Below are 16,879 nucleotides of genomic sequence, written 5' to 3'. Positions count from 1 at the left end.
CTTTATGAAAAAATCGATCATTTGCCTAATTATCTTCTTCCTGGTATTTATTAATGTGGCCTTCTCCCAGCCGGTCTTTCCGCCAAATATGCCAGTCTTCGACAGTTCGTTGGTGGCCCGGGTCGATATCATCATTGACCCCGATACGCTGGCTTTTATTTATGATAATCCCGAAAGTGAAATCGATTTCCGGGCTTCATTCATTTTTAATAACGGCACAATCCTCGATACCGTGGAGGAGGTCGGCTTCCAGCTAAGGGGCAATACATCACGCTATTCACTCAAGAAATCTTTCAGGGTGTCGTTTAACACCTTCATCCAGGGCCGAAAGTTCCATGGCCTGGAAAAAATGAACCTTAACGGCGAACATAATGATCCCTCCATCATCCGCTCCCGCCTTTGCTGGGAAACACTTCGCGGATATGGGATTGCAGCGCCCCGCGCCAGTCATACGGAAGTTTATATCAACAGCAATTATTACGGCCTGTATATCATCGTGGAGCATATTGATGAACAACTTGTGCAATCGCGGTTTGGCAATAATGACGGCAACCTTTACAAATGCCTCTGGCCGGCCGATCTTGATTACCTCGGCAGTGACCCCGATCTTTACAAATACACCTCCGGCGACCGGAGGGCATATACCCTCATCACTAATGCCGAAGAAGATGATTATACGGATATTGCCCATTTTATTGATGTCCTGAATAATACACCTTTAGCTGAGCTCGCCTGTGAACTCGATAAAATATTTAACCTCGAGGACTACCTGAAAATCATGGCGGCCGATATCATTACCGGCAACTGGGATGGATATATCTACAACAAGAATAATTTTTACCTGTATCACAACACCGCCACCGGGAAATTTGAGTATATGCCTTACGACCTTGATAACACATACGGTATCGATTGGATGAGCATCGACTGGGGAAACCGGAACATATATGACTGGGAGATGCACGACACTGAAGTCAGGCCATTGTACACAAGATTGTTAGAAATCCCTGAGATCCGTGACCGGTATTCCTGGCAAATGCAGCAGCTTCTGGATCTTTTGGCCGATGAGGATTCCCTGTTTGCCCATATCGACCAGATCAGGAATATGATCAGTCCTTACGTGATTGATGATCCTTTCTACCCGCTCGATTACGGCTATAGTTTTGCCGATTTCATAAATTCCTACAACCAGCCTCTTGGCGGACATGTCGCCTACGGCCTGAAACCATATATCCAGACGCGCAAGGCATCGGTCATTGAACAGCTTGACCTGAATAATATCCATCCTGTTATCAAATACATAAACCATTCAGTTGCAGTCCCGGGTCTGCCATATAGTGTCAGTGCGTTTATTGAAGATGAAAACCCGGTCCCTTCCGTGAAGCTGGCATACAAGATCAACAATGGCACGATGCAATACAGCGTGATGTTTGATGATGGAAACCATTCGGATGGCGAAGCGGGAGACGATACCTACGGCTGTATCCTTGCTCCGTTGCAGATGAATACTGAGCTTTCCTGGCAGGTAAGTGCAACAGACAACCTTGAAAACGCTTCCCTGCTTCCCTGCGATCCGGTGGTAGAATTGCTTCAGCCTTCAACAGATCCCCAGATCTTCATCAACGAATTGATGGCGGCAAATGACAGCACCATTGCTGATGAAAATGATGAATATGACGACTGGATCGAGCTCTTCAACGGCGATAGCGAGCCGGTATGGCTGGGAGACAAATATCTTTCCGACAATATGAACAATCCATCGAAATGGAGATTGCCTGATGTGACGCTTCAACCCGGCGGATTCTACCTCGTCTGGGCCGATAACCAGCCCGGGCAAGGACCGGCACATACCATTTACAAGCTGGATGCCGCTGGGGAAGAAGTTGGTCTTTTCGATGCCGCATCAACCGGTTATTTTCTGCTCGATAGTTTGAGCTTCGGGCCGCAGATAGCTGATATTTCCATTGGCCGCCAGACTGACGGCGGGCTACCTTGGGTCAATTTCAATGAATCTACCCCGGGCTACAGCAATACGGCCAACAACCTGCCGGAAGAGATCATTCACAGGCATGACCTGTTAATCTATCCCAATCCTGTACGAGACGGGATGATCTATTTCCGGGAGCCATTCACCGGCAGGATAACAGATACAGTTGGAAGGACAGTCTGGAATGGCCGCGAAGCAGTAAAAGCCGATGTCATCCATTTCCCTGCAGGGATTTACCTGATTGTCGATTCCCGGGGAAACCGGGCGAAGATGATGATCCCTTGATCAATTCCCACGGGCAAACTTCTGATGATAATAATCGATAAAGATGGAAGGTTTTTCCCGTTCCAGGAAAATGCTTTCTTCATCCGGCAGTGGCTGGTTCCGGCTATCGATCCGGATGCCCCTGGCCTGGTTCAATTGCAATGGCGTCAAAGTCAAATCATACCGGGAATTTTGTTCTTCCCATTTTTCCTGTATCCATTCATATATCAGGGTTGGATCATAAATTTCAAAATGCTCATAGCTCGCAGTATCTGAGTTATAATTCCCGGCCCAGCTTTTATGTTTTTTTATATCACTGAGCCTTACATCATTGAAATTATTATAAGGCCCGCCGATAAGCTCCATGGGGATATTGATCTTAACAATCCATTCATCGAATTCTTCTTTCAGAAGCCCGGCTATATCGAGAAAACTAACAACAAAAGCTGAACAGCCGGAACCTTCTCCTTTATACCTTGGCCAGAATGCCCCGCCATAGCGCGCACCACGAGAACCGTTGCTGTCGATACCTGCTTTATAGGACTGATAAAACTGAAGCAGCCTTTCAGTTGCTTCATCACTGATAAAAAATGTCATGAAAGCCAATTGCCCTTTCCTGGAATACTTTTTTACTTTGTTATCGAGGTCAGCACAGGTTTCAAGTTTGCCTTCCGTATCGGCGCCGAGTATTGCAAGGCCATAATGTTCTTTTAAAACCAGGTTTTGCTGCTCTTTTCCTGAAGCTAACCGCATGCCGGTGAAAATCCTCCCGGATGAAAGAGGAGTTTGTAACTCTACAAAAGCATGCCCGAGTAAATATTTTTCTTTTTTAAAAAAGTTACGTTTAAAATTCCCGAAAAAACTCTTACAGAGGGTACGAGGAGATCTCCAGTCATACTTAACCGTTGCAGGAATTACATAAATGGTCAGTTTGTTTTGGCCGAATGCCGCAGAGTCTTCATTGTAAGTTTGATACAGCGAATGAACACTGGAACCGGACTGGCCCAGGATAGCTGCAATAATAAGAAAAAGCCATATTGTGAGAAGGATTCGATTTGTCATAAGTGCGTTGTTTTAAAAAACCAGCGTGAAAACCGTTCCTTCTTCCGGCTTTGACCTGACAAGAATACTTCCTTTGTGAAGGTGCATGATCTGGCGTGATAGACTCAGCCCGATTCCATTGCCGTGTTTTTTTGAAGTGAAGAACGGCATAAAGATTTTATCCATAATGTCGGGCATGATGCCGGTCCCGTTATCCTGAAAATCAATGATCACCCTATTGGCGTTGTTGTTGGTTGCCAGGATGGTGATTTTAGGGTCTTCGGCCTCTTTTACGGCATCGATAGCATTGAGCATCAGGTTTATGACAACCTGGTCGATCAGGTCGGGATCGGCGGTGACCATAAGATCAGGAGGAAAGACCTTGCTGGAGCAGGCGATGCCCAGTTCTTCCATTTTCGGCTTGAGCAACAAGCCGCAACGGTCAAAGAGCTCTGAGATCCGAAAATACCGGAAATTAGGTTTGGGGATGCGGGTCAGATCGCGGTAAACCTCCACGAAGTTCAGCAAACCTTTGCTTCGGTTCTGAATGGTCATGATCGCCGATTCGACGCTTTCGATATCTTCTTCATTCAAAACATTCATCTTAATCTTACCGTCCTCCCGTCTTATTGTCATTTCATAGACCGTTGAAGCCAGTGAAGTGATAGGTGTAATCGAATTCATGATCTCATGGGTAAGCACACGGATCATTTTCTGCCAGGATTCGATTTCTTTTTCATCAAGTTCGGCACTGATATTCTGTATGGAAACCAGTGTGTAATCCTCGCCGTGCATCCTGAATCCGGCAGCTGTCATGGAAAGCTGCAGCAATTCATCCCCGGTGATAACCTTGAAAAGTGTGCTTTCGCCCGGCTTTAATCCCATCAGGGTGGAGGGGAGATCGTCTTTGATTTTCCCAAGATCAGAAATGAAACGGATATTCCTGATATTTAATATCCTGTTCATGGCTTGATTGACCACTTCGATTTTACCGTCACCTTTAAAAACAATTATCCCAATCGAAACATGCTGTATAACCGTTTGTAGGTAATTGAAATGTTCTTCCTTTTCGGTCCGGTATTTCCTGAATGCATCAATTACCTGGTTAAACTCCCGGGAAAGATCTTCGAAACTTTTCCCCAGCCCGGGATCGGAAAAAGAGCTGGAGAAATCGGCATAACGTATGCTTTCAAAGAAGCGCGTGAGCTTTCGATTTGTTCTTTCAACGAACCTGAAAAGAAGGATGACTTCCATGATGAATAACAATCCGATTATAATTGCTGAAAACCTGTAGCGTGGCATTTCAAGGAGGAGAAAAAACAGAAACACCGTGAGAGCCAGCAGAATGACCCTCCAGGCAATAGCTATCCGGAAACGGTTAAAGACCATATTTTTCAATTCTGCGGTATAATGAAGCGCGGGTAAGGCCCAGCTCTTTGGCAGCTTTACTGATGTTTCCGCCATGTTTATCGACAACCTTGCGAACCAGCATCCTTTCAGCTTCTTCCAGATTTATATTATCCAGATCAAGGCTGTCACTTTTGTCATCACCTGGAGAGGAAAGAAAGAAATCATGCGGCTGAAGGATATTCGAATCGCTCATAATGATGGCCCGCTCCACGGAATGTTGCAGTTCACGGATATTACCCGGCCAGTCATGTTTTTTAAGCCTTGCGATGGTATCTTCGCTGACTCTTTTGGCCGTGATCTTGTATTTCTTACAATAGATTTCGAGGAAGTGATCGAGCAAAAGCGGCAGATCCTCAATCCTTTCGCGCAGGGAAGGCACATGCACTTCAACCGTGTTGATCCGGTAGAGCAAATCCTGGCGGAATTTACCCTCTTTCACCATTTGGTATAAAGGCATATTAGTGGCACAAATCAGGCGGATATCAATAGGGACCTCCTTATTAGTTCCTAGCCTTACCACATTCCGGTTTTGCAGGACGCTCAGCAGTTTGGACTGCAGGGATAGCGACAGGTTACCGATCTCATCAAGGAAGATGGTTCCTTTATTGGCAGCTTCGAATCGCCCCGGGCGGTCTTCTTTTGCATCGGTAAAAGCTCCTTTTTTAAAGCCAAACAGTTCACTCTCGAAAAGGGATTCGCTGATCGCTCCCAGGTCAACACTGATGAATACTTCGTCTTTCCTGTTGGATGCACGATGGATAGCACGGGCAATCAGCTCTTTCCCGGTGCCGTTTTCACCCAGGATCAGGACATTGGCCTCAGTAACAGCCACTTTTTGTGCTGAGGTCAGAACTTTTTGCATGGCTGATGAATTGCCGATAATAGTTTCGTAAGGCTGGTTCTGGTCAGCCATCAGTACTTTCTGTTTAGTCCGGAGATCCTGGAGTTCCACTTTCGACTGCCTGAGCTGCATCGAGGTTTTAATAGTGGCCAGCAGTTTCCTGTTTTCCCAGGGTTTAAGGAGAAAGTTGGTTGCACCCTCTTTGATGCCTTGCACCGCCAGCTCGATGTCGCCATAACCGGTGATGAGGATCACCACGATAGCGGGATCGGTCTCCAGGATCTTGTTGAGCCAATAGAATCCTTCCTTTCCGCTGGTTGCATCAGGGACGAAATTCATATCAAGCAGGACCATGTCGTAATTTTCGCTGTTGATCAGGTTGGGCAGGTTCTCCGGATTCTCTTCCGTATGGACCACTTCAACATGTTGCTTTAAAAATAGACGGGCGGCCAGTAAAACATCTTTGTCGTCATCGACAATAAGTACCCGGGCGGGTATTTTTTCCTGAATTTCATTCATAGGTCAATAATCTACCGAAATAAAAGCTAAAGGTAAAAATTAATGTTCGCCAGTGTACAAAAAACTGCACGATTTTGAACACCCTTTTTAAATTCTATCATTATAAAATATTATTAATCAGTAGTATATAGTGAATGGCACGGATTTAGTTTAAATTAAAAAACCCAAAAACCAGATTTCATGGACCGGATCATTGAAAAGAAGAAATGGACTACTAAAAAGATACTTCAGTACACTGCTTTAGCGGTTTTTGTTTTTTTCCTTCTTTATCTTTTTTTATTCCTTGACCGGTCGAGCCGGCTTAATATTGAAAAAGACCAGGTAACCATCGCTACGGTCACGCTGGATAATTTCCAGGAGTTTATTCCGGTGGATGGCGTGGTCCAGCCCCGCACCACCATCTATATTGATGCAGTTTTGGGAGGTACTGTTGAGAAGAAGTTTGTGGAAGATGGCGCTGAAGTGAAAAAAGACGACGTTATTCTGCAACTTAGCAATGCAAACATGCAGTTGAGTTACATGGACCAGGAAACCAGGATGTATGATGCCATCAACAACTTGCAGAATTCCCGTATTGCCCTCGAGCAAAATAAATTCCTCCGTCAGAAAGAGATTACCAACCTGCTCTACCAGATAGACGAAGTGAAAAATGAATATGAACGGGCTCAAAAGCTTTATGATGAAGGAGTTTATACCTTAAAGGAATACCAGGATGCCAAAAGGGATTTTGAGTTTTCCAGCAAACAGCTTTCGATCAGCCTTGATTTGCAGCGGCTTGATTCGATTTCGACTGAAGAACAGAAGCGGCAGATTTCTGCTTCCGTCGACCGGATGAAAGCGAACCTCACCCTTTTAAGGAGTAATATGGAAAAGCTATTGGTAAGGGCCCCTGCTGACGGGGTTCTTTCTTCCTTTAATGTCGAAATAGGAGAAACACGGTCGGAAGGTGAACGGTTAGGCCAGATTGACATCATGGACGGTTATAAGATGCGTGCCAGCATCGATGAGCGCTATGTTTCAAGGGTAATGCCCGGGCAGGAGGCAGAACTCGATTTCAGCGGTAAGACTTATCAATTATACGTGAACAAGATCTATACCGGTGTCACGGGCGGGGCTTTCCAGGTGGACATGCTATTCAAGGATGAAGCTCCGGATAACATCAAACGGGGGCAGACCATCCAGATGCGGTTGCAATTCAGCACGCCCGCCGAAGCCCTGATCCTGAAAAGAGGCGGCTTTTTCCAGCAAACCGGCGGAAACTGGGTTTATGTTGTGGATCCTTCCGGTGATTATGCAGTTAAAAGAAATATCAAACTGGGCAGGCAGAATACCAGGTATTATGAGGTACTGGAAGGACTGGAACCAGGTGAGGAGGTGATCATCTCCTCTTACGACAACTTCGGTAATAAGGATAAACTGGTGCTGAAATAATAACAAATAACCATCACTATGCGCGAAATAGTTATTGTAGTCCCGGATTTTGAACCTGAGCAAAATGTAGAGATCGAGGTAACGATCAATGGCCGGAAAAAGGTCATTCATTATAAAGTCGAACTGCTGCATTTCGAAGCAGAAGGAGCACCACCAAAAGATAAAGTGACTGTGCTGAAGCATAAGATTGCATCCCATGAGAAAGATTGGGAACTGGTGGAGATCGGGGCGCCTATAAATGATAAGGTGCCCCTGATGTTCAGAAGAAAAAGTGAAGCCACGGTCTGAGCCAGTAAGCCATCACCTTGAAATATGAATAAGAAATACCGGTCGATATTATTTCTGATGATCCTTTTTGGGATGATAAGCGGCATTAACGGACTTATCGCGCAGGAGAAGCGTTTTTACGAAGCTGCACGAATTTCAGGGGATGCCCTTGTGATCGATGGCAAGGTGGATGAAGCAACCTGGGATTCACCAGGCTGGGAAGGTAGTTTCATCCAGCGTGAGCCTTATGATGGCAAAGCCCCTACCCAATTGACTGAATTTAAAATTATATATGATGATGAGGCTCTTTATATTGCCATACGGGCCTATGATACGGAACCGGACAAGATCGAAAAGCGCCTTACACGCCGGGATGAAATGGAAGGTGACCTGGTCGGCGTTCATATTGACAGTTACTATGATCGCAGAACTGCTTTTGCATTTTTAGTTAATGCATCAGGTGTCAAGAGCGACTATTTTATTTCAAATGACGGGGAAGAAGATTATACATGGGACCCGGTGTGGTATGTTAAAACATCCATTGATTCACTCGGGTGGGTCGCCGAAATAAAGATTCCCTATACCCAGCTGAGGTTTGCGAAAGCTGAGCAATACCGCTGGGGCCTTAATGTCGGGCGAATTCTGTTCAGACTGGATGAATTGTCGCTTTGGCAACCCATTCCGATGGATGCGTCAGGCTGGGTCAGCCAGTTTGGCGATCTGAATGGGATCACCGGTGTCAAGCCGAAAAGGGAGGTGGAACTTCTTCCTTATATCATGGGAAAGATTGAAAATTATGAGAAAGAAGAAGGAAATCCCTATGCCGACGGCAGGGATTACGGTTTCAATGCCGGCCTTGACGGCAAGGTGGCTGTCACCAACGATCTGACGATGAATTTCACCATAAACCCTGATTTCGGGCAGGTTGAAGCCGATCCCTCTGTTGTTAATTTAACGGCTTTTGAGACTTTCTACAGTGAAAGAAGACCTTTTTTTGTCGAAGGGAACAATATTTACGATTACCAGTTAACAGGGGGAGAAGGCTCGATATCCCAGGACAACCTGTTTTATTCCAGAAGGATTGGAAGACAGCCTCATTATGAGCCGGAAATTGCAGAAGGTGAATTCCTGAAGATGCCCGGAAATAGTGCAATCCTCGGTGCTTTCAAACTATCCGGAAAGACAAGCAACGGATGGTCAGTCGGGGTGATGGAAAGTGTTACAAAAGAAGAGCATGCGCTAATCGATTCTGATGGGGTTGAAAAAAAGGTTACCGTTGAGCCCTGGACCAATTATTTCAATGCCCGCCTGCAAAAAGATATCAACCAGGGTAAAACTATCCTGGGTGGCATGTTCACAGCCACAAACCGCTTTATCAATGATTCAACCCTTGATTACCTGCCTGGTTCAGCCTACACAGCGGGGCTTGATTTTACCAACTATTGGAAAGATAAAACTTATTATTTTAACCTGAAAGGCTCTTTCAGCCATCTTACCGGTAAACCTGAGGCAATATCAGAGGTACAGCAGTCACCGGTGCATTATTACCAGCGGCCCGATATCAGCCATGTTAAGTTTGATTCCACCCGGACTTCATTATCCGGGTATGGGGGGACCGCAGAATTTGGGAAACAGGGCGGCGGGCACTGGCGTTATGAGGGCAGGGTTACCTGGCGTTCTCCCGGCCTGGAATTGAATGATATGGGTTACATCCGCCAGGGCGATATCATCCAGCAGGTTCTATGGGCCGGCTATGAGATTTGGGAGCCGTTCGGCATTTTCAGGTCATATAATGTTAATGCCGATCAATATACCGCATGGGATTTTGGAGGCAATTTCATATATCAGGGCGGGGAACTTAACCTGAATTTGGAGTTTAAAAATTATTGGGAGTTCAGTGTTGGAGGAGAATTTCAAGGGCAATCGGTCGACCGGTATAACCTGCGCGGGGGACCAACATTGAAAACACCGGGTGGCATGACATGTTATGGATTCATGGAATCGGATTCCCGTAATAAAATCGTCGCGGAACTGGGAGCGATCTATTTTCTCAGCAACTTTGACAATGGTGAAATGACCCGATTATCGCTGGAACTTACTTACAGGCCATTTAAAGCATTGCAACTGGCAGTTGAGCCTGCTTATGAATTTGGCCACGACCGTCTTCAGTACGTGGAAACGATCAGCGAAGTCCCCGGAAACCGTTATATCATGGCCCGCATCGACAACCATATCATAGAAGCTGATATTCGGGTCAATTTTAGTATAACTCCCGATCTGACCATTCAATACTGGGGACAGCCATTTGTCTTTGCCGGCAGATACACTGAATTTAAGAGAGCATCAGAAACAATGGCGTCGTATTATTATGATCGCTTTCATCTTTTTAGCCCAGATGAGATTGATTATGATGCAGTAAATGAAATTTACCAAGTAACGGAAACAGGCGAGGAAGGTTTAAATTACAGCTTTGACAATCCCGATTTCAAGGTATTCGAATTCAGGTCAAACCTGGTGTTCCGGTGGGAATATATTCCCGGATCGGCGGTTTACTTTGTCTGGTCGCAGGGCAGAATGGGGGATGACAACATTGGGGAGCCAGATTTCGGGAATGACATGGATGCCCTGTTCAATATCAAACCGCACAATATCTTTTTAGTGAAGTTCACTTACAGATTGAGTTTATGATAAGATTTTACTGTAACAGAAAATAATTAATAACCGTCTAAGACATAAAACTGAAAGAAATGATTAAAACTGTCAATTTAACCAAGGTATTCCGCACAGACGAAGTGGAGACAACGGCGTTGAACAATGTTAGCTTTAGCATCAAGCCGGGAGAATTTGTAGCCATCATGGGTCCCTCAGGATGCGGCAAATCCACTTTGCTTAATATCCTCGGCCTGCTCGATAATCCTACTGGCGGGGAATACTTCTTTAACGGGGCCGAAGTATCCCGTTTTACCGAACGGCAGCGGGCCCGCATGCGCAAGGAAAATATCGGCTTTGTTTTCCAGAATTTCAACCTGATCGATGAGCTTAATGTATTTGAAAATGTCGAATTGCCCCTGATTTATCTGGGCCTTTCAGCAACAGAGAGGAAGAGAAGGGTGGCTGAAGCGCTTGAGCAGATGCAGATCACGCATCGCAGGAAGCATTTTCCGTTACAGCTTTCCGGTGGCCAGCAGCAGCGTGTAGCCGTTGCCCGTGCCGTCGTTGCCAATCCCAAACTGATCCTGGCCGATGAGCCTACCGGAAACCTTGACTCCGCAAATGGCGAGGAAGTGATGAACTTGCTCGAACGCCTGAACCAGCAAGGGACATCCCTTATTATAGTGACCCACTCACAGCGTGATGCCGAATACGCCCATCGGATTGTCCGCCTGTTCGATGGCCAGATTGTTACGGAGAACATCAGAGCTTAGTTCAAAGATCAAAGTTCAAAGGGCAAAGTTGAGTTTTGATTTGAAATTCAACAATTTAACAATTTAGCAATTTAACAGTTTAACAGTTTAACAATTTAGCAATTTTTACAATGTTAAAAAACTTCCTCCTTTCCGCCTTCCGCAATTTATTGAGAAATAAGTTCTATACTTTCCTCAATATCCTGGGGCTTTCCATTGGCCTTGCCGCATTTATCTTCATCCTGTTGTATGTCAGGGATGAAATTACTTACGACAAGCACCATGAGAAGCATGAGAGAATCTATCGCATCGAATCGGATTTTAATATCTCCAATCGTCACGACAGGTTTGCCGTTGTCCCGGTTCCCATGGGCCCTGCATTCAAGCTTGAGTTCCCTGGAGTGGAGGCTTTTACGCGTCTCAACCAGGTGGGTAATGCCCTGTTCAGATATGGAGATAAGGAATATTATGAGGAGGACTTCTATTTTGCTGATTCTAATGTTGCTGATGTATTTACGATCAAATTCCTGATGGGCACACCGGAAAAAGCGCTTACTGAGCCTTTTACTATGGTACTCACAGAGAAGATAGCCAGGAAATACTTTGATGATAAGAACCCGATCGGTGAAATGATCCAGACAGGTTCAGGGAGGTCTTATAAAGTCACGGCAGTTATTGAAGATCAGCCTTCCAATTCGCATTTAAAATATGATGCGCTCTTATCCGTTGCATCGCTCGAAGAGATTATCGGCCGCAATAACTTTAACAGTATGGAGCCGATCGCTTTCTGGAATATCGGGGTTTATACCTTCATTCTGTTGAATGAAAACTCGGACATGAAAGGCATCGTGGATAAATTTCCGGCTTTTTATGCGAAATACATGAAACCTATCGGTGACCAGATCAACGCGAGTTTTGATCTTCGTTACACACTCCTGGCCAAAACCCATTTTACGCAGGGGCTTGGCGCTGAATTGCCTTCGGGCAATATGGCTTATATTTACATTTTTACTGCGGTTGCTTTCTTTATCCTGCTTATAGCCACTATTAACTATATGAATATGGCCACGGCCCGTTCAGCCAACAGGGCGCGCGAGGTCGGCATGCGAAAGGTAGTCGGTGCATACAGGAGTCAACTGGTCACCCAGTTCCTTTCCGAATCGGTCATCATGGCTGGATTTGCCCTGGTCATAGCCCTTTGTATCGTTTTCGTCCTGCTTCCCGATTTTAACCAGCTTTCCGGCAAATCGCTTGAATTTTCATTATTCACACAGCCTGCCGTGATCGGGATGGTCCTTTTGATCACCTTGTCGGTTGGTGTTTTCTCGGGTAGTTATCCGTCTTTCTATCTTTCTTCGTTCATCCCAATGACCGTTTTAAGGGGCACTGTTTCAAAAGCAGGTAAAAAAAGCGGATTCCTGAGGAAGGTGCTCGTGATTATCCAGTTTTTCATCGCTATTCTCATGATCATCGGTACGATCGTCGTATCAAGCCAGCTTAATTTCCTGCGAAACACCGACCTGGGATTCAATAAAGAAAATCTCCTGGTTATGGAGATGCAGGATTCGACTTTTCGCAGTAAGGCAGAAACATTTAAAAACGAGTTGCTGCAAAACCCGGATATCATAAGCGCCACTAACAGCATAGGCGTACCGGGCAATATCCAGTGGATACAGGTGATGCGCGTGGAAAGAGAGGATAAAATGGCTGATATGGCATTGATCCTTGCGCAAACCGACTATGACTATATTAAAACAATGGGAATGGAAATCGTGCAAGGACGTGATTTTGACCGGGATATGGGTACTGACAAGACAGAAGCGGTTATCATCAATGAGACTGCGGTAAAGACCCTGGACTGGGAAGATGACCCGATCGGGAAAAAAATACAATACGGGTTTGACCTTGAAGGCGATCCTGGCAGGATAATGAAAGTGATCGGCGTGGTCAAAGATTTCCATTACCGGTCGTTGCACAATAAAATTGAGCCCATCATCTTTTTTATCAGCGATGTTCCCCGGTATATACTTACTGTGAGGTTAAAAGAGGGTAAGGAGAAAGAGGCCATTGACTTCATCGAGGAAAAATGGAACGCCTTTGGCGCAGGCCGCCCGTTTGATTACAGGTATATCACACAAATCCTGGAGGAGCAATATGAAGGCGAGAAAAAGATCGGAGTGATCTTCAATCTGGCCACGATAATCACCATATTTATCGCCCTGCTCGGGCTGCTTGGATTATCATCCTTTGTGACTGAACAACGAACCAAGGAGATCGGGATACGTAAAATACTGGGTGCTTCAGTGGGAAGTATACTCAGCCTGCTATACAAAGAATTTATTTTGCTGATACTGATCGCGTTTGTCATTGCTGTCCCGGTGGCCTGGTGGCGGCTCGACATCTGGCTGAACGACAGTTTCATCTATCATACCAGTCTGAACTGGATATATTTCCTGCTTGCAGGCCTGATGGCATTCCTTGTAGGCATGCTTACCATAAGTTTTTATATCATCCGGGCAGCTACCGGCAATCCGGTGGATGCGGTGAAATGGGAGTGAGAGGAGTCGGCAGTTGACAGTTGACAGTAGGCAGTTGGAAAGGTACTGCTTCGGTGGAGTGACATCTTAAGGATCAAACAAGGCATGCGAAAATTCAATTATTGATTTGCTATTGATTGAATTAAGTTGTATATTTGTCAAAACACTAATTCACTGGTTATGAATAATCTTAAAGAAATTGAAAATGAAATTGTGGGCTGTAAAAAATGCCCTTTCGACCATAAAAAGGATGTGAGATATTGCGGCGGAACAGGAGCCGACCACAGGGTTATGTTCATTGCGGAAAGTCCAAGCACGCTTGGTGGCAAGGGAATAAAATCGGCAGTTGAGAATTTTAATGACACCGCTGCCACCGATTTATTTTTCGAAGTACGGTCAAAATTTGGCTTTGGAGAATGTTACCTGACCGATGTTGTCAAGTGCGGAAAAGCAAAGGGTAAACCAACCAATGAAAACATTGATAATTGCTTGAAATACTTAAAAGAAGAAGTTAGGCTTGTTAACCCCAAAGTGATTATCGCCGTTGGAAAGACTTTTTACATTCAGGTTGCTCCCAATAAACGAAAACCTGTCGAATTCGACAGGTTCATCCGTGAAAAACTGCAGACCCAAATTCCCGTTATTTCGACCCACCATTATTCCTACATCTGGCGTTATAAGAAAATTAAAGATTCTGATAAAAGTGCTGCGAAATTGGAGCAGATTAAACCTGAGTGGAAACAAATTTACGAAAATCAGCACAGAGAAATTCAGGAACTATTACAAAGATAAACCTGAAAATCTATAATTCCAATTTTTACGGTTTTTCTCGTTTATCAAGCGAATCCCAGTGCTTCTTGGTTTTTATGATGATATCAATATCTTCATCATCTAACTTGACATTTGTTTTAGTTTTGAATAACCTATTTTTCCACTTGATTAATTCATCACCAATAACAAATGCAAGAGCAGTTTCAATTATTCTTGAAATGGAAGCCATCTTACTTCATAGTATCTGTAATACTATTAACTAAGTCTTTTATGGCACGAGCATTATTGTCAGTTTTTATAAAAGAAAATCTTTTTGCACCACCACTTTGCATTATTTCCAAAAAAGACTCTAATTCGACTTTTTGAAATCGCTTCTTAGAAATTTGATACCCAACAAAGATTCCTGCCGCAATACCAATTATAACTGTTAAGAACATTAAGACACTATCTGTAGGTTGTAGTATGGCAAAAATCATTATTAAAGATAGAACAAGGCCAATGAATGCACCCGCAATAATAGGTTGTGCTTTTTTTTGTTTAATTTCACTTGTTTTCTTTTTGAAGCCTTCAATATCATCAATTACAGCAACTCCCGTAATCCCAGCCAGCGGATAACTTTCTTCAGAAATACTTGATTCAATAATTAACCTGAAATTTGTTAAAGTGGCTGTAAATGCGCCTTGCAATGCACATTGGGCAATTTGACTTTCATCTTTTCGAAGTTTCATATTCTTTAGGTTTTAAACTTGCAATATAGAAAATAATGGGCAGAAAAGCAAGTAGGGGCAATTTATTTTTTTTGTGAAGGTTGAAGGCATTTGTTGCCAATAGGTGATAAGGTGCCACAAAAGCTTATATAAAGAAATGTAAATGTGTGAGCGGGCTGATAAAGAAACAATCCATTAGCTATCGCTGGCAAAGTCACCTACTCGATTCGCTGGTGTTATTTGTCTTGGTTTTCTTTTATGACTACTGGAATTTTATTGTAGCAATCATAGTCACCTATAGCTTCGATGCTAATTGGAACTTTATCGTAGCAAGAGTATCCGCCCACTTCTTCAATATTTACATCGATGATGTCGCTCATTGATTTAATATTAACATCTATTGACCCGTCAGAATTTAATGGAACCAAACCAAAATTCATATTACTACTCAAATTGGTTGATGGAAAGTTTGCGAACGAAGTTGGAATAATTTCCATTTGCTTAAAAACGATAATTAATAGGCAAATGGCGATTACAGTCAATACTGCTTTTGTGTAAAAATCAGGTTTCATTTTATAAAAATTTAAGTATCCTACTCGTTTGGCTTTTCGGAAACGCCCCGTTTATTAAGTGGTCGCTGGGCTCCACTTGTATATTTTCAGTTTTAATTACGTTGCTGTTTTAACAGGAAAGTATCAATGTGCCTTTCCATTTCACAAAATATCTAATTGTCAAAGACTTACTATCATTTTTCACCTTTGGGCACAACTGCTGAACATATTTGAAGTTCCGAGCCGATTGCCAGGAATTTGTTCGAAGTGCCAAAAGCATTAAGCCAGATATGCTTTTTAAGAGGTTTAGCTGAATTCTTGGAATTTTTTAAAATAAGTAAACATTAATTGCTTTCTTGATTCCGAGAGTTTGGTTTTATCATCTTTCAACTTTTTCAATATCCACACCATCATTTGTCTGGGTATGCCATATTGTTTCAGATATTTTTTCGCAAAATCTAAAATTATACTATTGGATAGGTTGTTTTTAAACTTCTTATACTCTTCTGGATATTCTTGTGGCAACTTTTTCCTATATATTGCTGCATTTACTGAATAATGCAAAATTTTTCCCAAGACATTATTGTTTGTGATTTTAAGTTTGAGGAAATCCTCAACACGCTTTCCAACAAATATCAGCCTGCAATCATTTTGACCGACAATTTTTATCTCCTCTTTTAGAAGTTCAATCCATTTGGGATAAATATCTTTTCTCCAGCGGTTAGCATCCTTTACTTTCATAGCCGCTTTTGATATGTCTGTGACATAATAAGATTGAGATAGATATCTGGTTATGCAGAAGTGGAAAATGAAGTCATCCCAAGAAAGGATGAAATTCCTGAATCCTTTTTCTACCATTTCCTTTGCTTCTTTTTCGTCTTTTGCCCATCGACGAAGCGATGGTTCCATTGCTATAAAAATGTACTTTACTTTTTCCTTCGGGCTAAGATTTGGTAAATAGGCGATTTCAAAGTTTGGATTGATTTTCTTAATCTCATCTCCAATGGATTTTACTAACTTGATTTCTTTCAAGCTCAATTCTTCTAATTGTTGTTTAATCATTGTATTATTCTCCCATTTTAGTCTTTTTATAAAACTTCCATATACACGCTATCAATACCTTTAAAACCAGAATCTTTGCTTTCATAG

The 16,879-nt window shown here is 43.5% G+C and carries 14 protein-coding genes; 7 read left to right on the top strand and 7 right to left on the bottom strand.

The annotated features are described in order from the left end of the window. Window positions 1-4 precede the first annotated feature (4 nt). Window positions 5-2,272, top strand: coding sequence for a CotH kinase family protein (locus M0Q51_01345; protein ID MCK9398624.1), 2,268 nt, complete (start codon window positions 5-7; stop codon window positions 2,270-2,272). On the opposite strand, the gene M0Q51_01340 is transcribed toward M0Q51_01345, so the two are convergent. Genes M0Q51_01340 through M0Q51_01330 form a run of 3 tightly spaced genes read right to left on the bottom strand, consistent with a single transcriptional unit; the run spans window position 2,273 to window position 6,062 of the window. Further along, a complete protein-coding gene (locus M0Q51_01340) occupies window positions 2,273-3,313 on the bottom strand; it encodes a hypothetical protein (protein MCK9398623.1) in 1,041 nt (346 codons plus the stop codon). Window positions 3,314-3,325: 12 nt separating this feature from the next. Beyond that, entirely contained in the window at window positions 3,326-4,756 is a 1,431-nt protein-coding gene (locus M0Q51_01335; GenBank protein ID MCK9398622.1) for an ATP-binding protein, read from the bottom strand. Further along, the gene (locus M0Q51_01330; GenBank protein MCK9398621.1) at window positions 4,671-6,062 is read right to left on the bottom strand and encodes a sigma-54 dependent transcriptional regulator; all 1,392 of its coding nucleotides are present in this window, start codon (window positions 6,060-6,062) and stop codon (window positions 4,671-4,673) included. Before M0Q51_01330 ends, M0Q51_01335 begins: the two co-directional genes overlap by 86 nt. A 180-nt stretch (window positions 6,063-6,242) precedes the next feature. Here M0Q51_01330 and M0Q51_01325 point away from each other — a divergent pair, with 180 nt between their 5' ends. The 6 genes from M0Q51_01325 to M0Q51_01300 all read left to right on the top strand — a co-directional run bounded on the left by M0Q51_01325 (window position 6,243) and on the right by M0Q51_01300 (window position 14,493). Beyond that, window positions 6,243-7,493 (top strand): HlyD family efflux transporter periplasmic adaptor subunit, encoded by a 1,251-nt coding sequence (locus M0Q51_01325; protein MCK9398620.1) that lies wholly within the window; start codon window positions 6,243-6,245, stop codon window positions 7,491-7,493. A gap of 18 nt (window positions 7,494-7,511) precedes the next feature. Further along, window positions 7,512-7,781, top strand: coding sequence for a hypothetical protein (locus M0Q51_01320; GenBank protein MCK9398619.1), 270 nt, complete (start codon window positions 7,512-7,514; stop codon window positions 7,779-7,781). A 24-nt stretch (window positions 7,782-7,805) separates the two neighbouring features. Beyond that, window positions 7,806-10,448: a carbohydrate binding family 9 domain-containing protein gene (locus M0Q51_01315; GenBank protein ID MCK9398618.1), complete on the top strand. Its 2,643-nt coding sequence runs from the start codon at window positions 7,806-7,808 to the stop codon at window positions 10,446-10,448. 59 nt (window positions 10,449-10,507) lie between these two features. Then, on the top strand, window positions 10,508-11,185 hold the full coding sequence (locus M0Q51_01310) for an ABC transporter ATP-binding protein (GenBank protein ID MCK9398617.1): 678 nt from the start codon (window positions 10,508-10,510) through the stop codon (window positions 11,183-11,185). A 110-nt stretch (window positions 11,186-11,295) separates the two neighbouring features. Then, window positions 11,296-13,722, top strand: coding sequence for an ABC transporter permease (locus M0Q51_01305; protein ID MCK9398616.1), 2,427 nt, complete (start codon window positions 11,296-11,298; stop codon window positions 13,720-13,722). A gap of 159 nt (window positions 13,723-13,881) precedes the next feature. After that, window positions 13,882-14,493, top strand: a complete 612-nt coding sequence (locus M0Q51_01300) for a hypothetical protein (protein ID MCK9398615.1) — start codon at window positions 13,882-13,884, stop codon at window positions 14,491-14,493. Between the two features lie 25 nt (window positions 14,494-14,518). Here the strand turns inward: M0Q51_01300 and M0Q51_01295 are convergent, their stop codons facing one another. The 4 genes from M0Q51_01295 to M0Q51_01280 all read right to left on the bottom strand — a co-directional run bounded on the left by M0Q51_01295 (window position 14,519) and on the right by M0Q51_01280 (window position 16,792). Beyond that, the gene (locus tag M0Q51_01295; protein ID MCK9398614.1) at window positions 14,519-14,701 is read right to left on the bottom strand and encodes a hypothetical protein; all 183 of its coding nucleotides are present in this window, start codon (window positions 14,699-14,701) and stop codon (window positions 14,519-14,521) included. A gap of 1 nt (window position 14,702) precedes the next feature. Further along, window positions 14,703-15,200, bottom strand: coding sequence for a hypothetical protein (locus M0Q51_01290; GenBank protein MCK9398613.1), 498 nt, complete (start codon window positions 15,198-15,200; stop codon window positions 14,703-14,705). A gap of 215 nt (window positions 15,201-15,415) precedes the next feature. Beyond that, complete coding sequence (locus M0Q51_01285) at window positions 15,416-15,751, bottom strand: hypothetical protein (GenBank protein MCK9398612.1); 336 nt, start codon at window positions 15,749-15,751, stop codon at window positions 15,416-15,418. Window positions 15,752-16,036: 285 nt separating this feature from the next. Beyond that, complete coding sequence (locus tag M0Q51_01280) at window positions 16,037-16,792, bottom strand: hypothetical protein (protein MCK9398611.1); 756 nt, start codon at window positions 16,790-16,792, stop codon at window positions 16,037-16,039. Between the last annotated feature and the right edge of the window lie 87 nt (window positions 16,793-16,879).

This window comes from Bacteroidales bacterium (genome assembly GCA_023229505.1).
In the GTDB taxonomy this organism is placed as follows: domain Bacteria; phylum Bacteroidota; class Bacteroidia; order Bacteroidales; family JAGOPY01; genus JAGOPY01.
Note: the sequence above shows the minus strand (reverse complement) of the source record. Positions and strands in the feature narration are given on the sequence as shown.